3 protein-coding genes and 4 pseudogenes are annotated in these 5,342 nt (G+C 48.0%); all 7 read left to right on the top strand.

Features of this window, described 5'->3' with window-relative positions; all coding sequences use genetic code 11:
- Positions 1 to 114 precede the first annotated feature (114 nt).
- Positions 115 to 708 (top strand): annotated as a pseudogene (locus H6A32_RS15460) (type IV secretory system conjugative DNA transfer family protein); the annotation flags it as partial.
- A 187-nt stretch (positions 709 to 895) separates the two neighbouring features.
- Complete coding sequence (locus H6A32_RS15455; RefSeq protein ID WP_009270787.1) at positions 896 to 1,111, top strand: Maff2 family mobile element protein; 216 nt, start codon at positions 896 to 898, stop codon at positions 1,109 to 1,111.
- Positions 1,112 to 1,127: 16 nt separating this feature from the next.
- Positions 1,128 to 1,721 (top strand): annotated as a pseudogene (locus H6A32_RS15450) (VirB6/TrbL-like conjugal transfer protein, CD1112 family); the annotation flags it as partial.
- Positions 1,722 to 2,374: 653 nt separating this feature from the next.
- Complete coding sequence (locus H6A32_RS15445; RefSeq protein ID WP_087150717.1) at positions 2,375 to 4,207, top strand: reverse transcriptase/maturase family protein; 1,833 nt, start codon at positions 2,375 to 2,377, stop codon at positions 4,205 to 4,207.
- A gap of 102 nt (positions 4,208 to 4,309) precedes the next feature.
- Positions 4,310 to 4,585, top strand: a pseudogene (locus H6A32_RS15440) (VirB6/TrbL-like conjugal transfer protein, CD1112 family); the annotation flags it as partial.
- Positions 4,586 to 4,596: 11 nt separating this feature from the next.
- Positions 4,597 to 5,133, top strand: a complete 537-nt coding sequence (locus tag H6A32_RS15435) for an MT-A70 family methyltransferase (RefSeq protein ID WP_087150715.1) — start codon at positions 4,597 to 4,599, stop codon at positions 5,131 to 5,133.
- 14 nt (positions 5,134 to 5,147) lie between these two features.
- Positions 5,148 to 5,231 (top strand): annotated as a pseudogene (locus H6A32_RS15430) (PrgI family protein); the annotation flags it as partial.
- Positions 5,232 to 5,342: the final 111 nt, after the last annotated feature.

The following is a 5,342-nucleotide window of genomic DNA, read 5'->3' as shown; positions in this document are numbered from 1 at the left end:
TGGCGGCCTTCCTCCCATGGTAAAACGCAGGCAGTACTATGAGGCTTTGGAGGTGGCTGCATAGTCAGTGATATCCTTGAGAAAAATGTGTCAACTAATCTTGACAATATCACAGATGATGTGTACGGCGGGCGGCTGCCCGTCCATGTGCGCTGTCTGTTAGACGAGTTTGCGAACATCGGACAAATCCCGAAGTTTGAAAAGCTGATCGCCACCATACGAAGCCGGGAAATCTCCGCTTCTATCATTCTGCAAAGTCAATCGCAGTTAAAGGCAATCTATAAGGACAACGCCGATACCATAGTCGGCAACTGCGACACCACGCTTTTCCTCGGCGGCAAGGAGAAAACGACCCTCAAAGAAATATCGGAAATCTTGGGGAAAGAAACGATTGACAGCTTCAATACCTCGGAAACACGCGGACGGGAGCTGTCCCACGGGCTGAACTTCCAAAAGCTCGGCAAGGAACTTATGACGCAGGACGAAATCGCCGTAATGGACGGCGGAAAATGTATCTTGCAGCTACGGGGTGTGCGTCCGTTTTTCTCGGACAAGTACGACATAACGCAGCACCCGAACTACAAATACCTCTCCGACTATGACAAGAAAAACGCCTTTGACATGGAAAAGCACTTGCGCCGCCGCCTCGCAATCGTCAAGCCGGACGAAGTATTTGACTACTACGCCATAGACGCCGCCGACTTGTAAGGCGGCGCAGAAAGGAGGTTTTTATCAGACGCAAAAATCCCTGTCCCTATTGGGGACGCGCCCCTACTTGTAAACAGCATATCCCTTTCCCCATGCGGTAGCCGAAAAGACTACCGCTATTTTTTTACCCGAAATCCAACACAAACATATTTTTACCGCCGCAAAACGCGGCAGAAAGTGAGGTTATATGGAATTTTTTAATCAAGCAGTTACCGTTTTGCAGACCCTTGTTATCGCGCTCGGTGCCGGACTTGGTATCTGGGGCGTAATCAACTTGCTTGAGGGCTACGGAAATGATAATCCGGGCGCAAAAAGCCAGGGCATGAAGCAGCTTATGGCGGGCGGCGGTGTCGCCCTCGTCGGTATGCTGTTGGTGCCGCTTCTCTCCGGGCTTTTTTCATAAGCCGCGGAGGTAGCCTATGCAGAGCATACTTGACGCGATTAACGAATGGATAAAAGGTATTCTGATCGGAGCCATCAACGGTAATCTGTCAACTATGTTCGGGGACGTAAACGAGAAAGTAGGCACAATCGCAACGCAGGTAGGGCAAACCCCGCAAGGCTGGAACGCGAACATCTTTTCCATGATACAGACGCTATCGGAAAACGTCGTCGTACCGATTGCGGGGCTTGTCATTACCTATGTCCTATGCTATGAGCTAATCAGCATGGTAGTGGAAAAAAACAATATGCACGACGTTGACACCTTTATCTTTTTCAAATGGTTTTTCAAAGCGTTTGTGGCGGTATTCCTCGTAACGCACACCTTTGATATAACAATGGCGGTGTTCGACGTGGCGCAGCACGTTGTTTCCGGCGCGGCGGGGGTGATCGGCGGCGAAACTTCCATTGACGCCGCCGAAGCCCTCGCGTCCATGCAGGACGGGCTGGAAGCTATGGAAATCCCCGAATTGCTCCTGCTCGTTATGGAAACAAGCCTTGTCAGCCTATGTATGAAAATCATGTCGGTGCTGATAACGGTTATCCTCTACGGCAGAATGATAGAAATATACCGCGCGTCCAGAAGCGCCGCTTTTCATCCAAAGGCGGTGTGCGGGCATTTTGGGAACCCGGCTTTAGCAAGCCGGTAAAGAAAAGTATCAAAGACGTGAAAAGCGTCACTTTAGCGTCATCCGATTTACCTCGGAGGGAAACCACAAGGGGGACAATAGCGTATCGGAAAAATCGCAAGTTGGGAAAACCATCTACCCACGACTGAGCGGCAAGACGCAACATTGTGAATGAGGAGCAAGGCTAAACTGCTTTAAGGGCAGTCCGAGGCGGGATACTCGACCCGACGGCGCAGGATGGTTGTATTCGCCGTATGTCATAGCGGAATGTGACAGGTAAACACAGACCGCACGATACTTATGACAGCCAGCCGCAGTAAGCGGAAAAGGACGAAAACCCACTACCGACATCACAATACGCTTTTCCCAAAGTGTCTAACTGGAGATTGCCTAAACCGGAACGCCGGAACTATCCGGCTATGCGTAATGCCGCAAGGCGATAAATTTCAAGGGGTAAAAACCCAAGAAAGATGACGCTGAATATCCGGCATGGCAACGGAGCCTCCGTAGTAGTCCGAGGGCGGGAAAGCCGTCTACATGGCGAAGGGAGGCAGGATGTCAACCAATTCATAAAAAGGAAAGGTGCGTGAGGCATTATGAGAAGTCCTGAAAATGTGTTGGAAAGCCTAAAATCCAAGGCGTGTAACAAGAGTTACAAGTACGAGCGGTTATACCGCAACCTGTACAATCCACAATTCTATCTGCTGGCATATCAGCGGATACAGGCGAAACCAGGCAACATGACAGCCGGAACAGACGGCAAAACCATTGACGGAATGGGAATGGCAAGGATAAACGCCCTCATTGAAAAGATGCGGGATTTTAGTTATCAGCCTAACCCGGCAAGGAGAACGTATATCCCGAAATCCAATGGGAAAATGCGTCCTCTGGGGATACCGTCATTCGACGATAAACTGATACAGGAGGTGGTGCGGCTCATCTTAGAGAGTATTTATGAGCCAACCTTTAGCGACTATTCCCACGGTTTCCGTATAAACAGAAGCTGTCATACGGCACTCAAATATGTGCAGAAATATTTTACGGGGACAAAGTGGTTCGTTGAGGGAGATATAAAGGGCTGTTTTGACAACGTAGACCATCATGTGTTGATTGCTATTTTGCGAAAGCGGATTGCAGATGAACATTTCATCGGTCTGCTCTGGAAGTTCTTGAAAGCTGGATATATGGAGGATTGGAATTATCACAATACTTATTCCGGCACTCCGCAAGGCTCCATCATCAGCCCTATCCTTGCAAACATCTACATGAACGAACTGGATAGCTATATGGCAGAGTATGCAGAGAAATTCAACTGCGGAAACCGCCGTAAAATCAATCCTGCGTTCAAGAAGAAGCTGGATGTCTGCCGGGGGAAAGAACAAAGGCTTAAAAGAAATCTCTCTAAAATGAGCGAGGAAGAAAAAGAGGGCTTAATTGCAGAAATCCGGGAACTGCGGCGTAGTCTGAAATCTATGCCGTATAGCGACCAGATGGACGATAGCTATAAACGGATTTGCTATATCCGATATACCGATGATTTCTTAATTGGAGTTATCGGCAGCAAAGAGGACGCAGAACAGATTAAACAAGATGTAGGCTGCTTTATCCGGGACAAACTCCATCTGGAAATGTCCGAGGAAAAGACATTGATTACTCATGGACACGACGCTGCGAAGTTCTTGGGATATGAGGTCACAATCGCCAAAGGCGAACACAACAAAAAGACCAAAACCGGGGCTACCAGACGGGTAAACAATGGAAAAGTCTTACTTTATGTTCCCCATGATAAGTGGGTAAAACGACTGTTCTCCTACAATGCCCTCAAGATTAAATACGACAAACAAAATGGAAACAAAGAGGTTTGGGAACCTGTCCGGCGCACTCGCCTGTTGCACTTGGACGATTTGGAAATCCTAAACCAATACAACGCAGAAATCCGTGGATTGTATAACTACTACCGACTTGCAAACAACGTGTCTGTACTCAATAACTTCTACTATGTAATGAGATACAGTATGCTCAAAACCTTTGCTGGAAAATATCGGACACGAATCAGCAGAATTATCCGCAAGTACCGTCAAGGGAAAGATTTTGTTGTGGAGTATCCGAAGAAAAACGGCAAGGTGGGAAAAGTGCTGTTCTACAATGACGGTTTCCGCCGGAATACCAAAGTAGAAAGCGGAAATCCCGATATAGTAGCACGAGCCGTTGAGAATTATGGACGCAACAGCCTGATTAAAAGACTGCAAGCGAACCAATGCGAGTGGTGCGGCGCAGAAAATGTGCCGCTTGAAATACACCATGTACGAAAACTCAAAGATTTAAGTGGCAGAAAACAATGGGAAATCGCCATGATTGGGCGTAAGCGCAAGACAATGGCACTCTGCGTCTACTGTCACGATAAGTTACACGCTGGGAAATTAGACTGACATCTGGAGAGCCGGATACGCTGAGAGGTGTAAGTCCGGTTCGGAGGGGAGTTCTCGGAAACCTACCATAGCAATATGGCAAGGCGCCGGGTTCTTACCCTACTGTATTGCTCTGTTTCGCCTATCCCATTCGCAACCATGACAAACCGGGAATGGGGACAGATCGGGAACAACTACCTAAAAGGGCTGTTTGCCCTCGGTTTTCAAGGTTTCCTCATTATGATATGCGTCGGCATTTACGCCGTCCTTGTCAATGAAATGGTGGTAGCCGATAATCTGCACAGCGCGATATTCTCCCTTGCAGCCTATACGGTAATCCTCTGTTTCTCCCTGTTCAAATCCGGCGCACTTGCAAAATCCATATTCAACGCCCATTAAGGAGGTGGCGCGTGAAAAAATATAAAATCATTTATGCTGACCCGCCGTGGCAATACAAAAGAAGCAAAGTACAGGGGGCGGCAGAAAAACATTATCCTACAATGCAGCTTAACGAGTTGTGCGCTTTACCCGTTGCGGAACTCGCGGATCAGGACTGCATTTTGTTTTTATGGGCTACATTCCCACAATTAAATGAAGCGTTGGAGCTTATCAAGGCGTGGGGATTTACCTATAAAAGCGTGGCTTTCGTCTGGTTGAAGCTCAACCGGAAATCCCGGACGTGGTTTTATGGCTTGGGCTTTTGGACACGGGGAAATGCGGAAATTTGTCTGCTTGCAACGAAAGGACACCCGAAACGGAAATCCGCAGCAGTACATCAGTTTATTATTAGCCCCATAGAACAGCACAGCAAGAAGCCAGACGAAGCGCGGGAAAAGATTATCGCGCTTATGGGAGATCTCCCGCGTATTGAACTATTTGCGCGACAACACACGCCCGGTTGGGACGTATGGGGAAATGAAGTAGAACACAGCAATATTTTTTCGTGAAAGGGGGTATTCGCTTGGCGTATGTTACCGTACCCAAAGACCTATCCAAAATCAAAACCAAAGTAGCATTTAACCTTACGAAACGGCAGATCGTTTGTGATATTGTCAAGATTAGTTGACACATTTTTCTCAAGGATATCACTGACTATGCAGCCACCTCCAAAGCCTCATAGTACTGCCTGCGTTTTACCATGGGAGGAAGGCCGCCA

The organism is Drancourtella massiliensis, from assembly GCF_016900655.1.
GTDB classification, from domain to species: domain Bacteria; phylum Bacillota; class Clostridia; order Lachnospirales; family Lachnospiraceae; genus Sellimonas; species Sellimonas catena.
The sequence above is the reverse complement of the archived record's forward strand: the minus strand, read 5'-3'. Positions and strand labels throughout refer to the sequence as shown.

What these genes read in the sequence shown, in the direction of transcription:
- H6A32_RS15455 (WP_009270787.1), top strand. Translation starts at nt 896, where the DNA reads ATGGAATTTTTTAATCAAGCAGTTACCGTTTTGCAGACCCTTGTTATC.
- H6A32_RS15445 (WP_087150717.1), top strand. Translation starts at nt 2,375, where the DNA reads ATGAGAAGTCCTGAAAATGTGTTGGAAAGCCTAAAATCCAAGGCGTGT.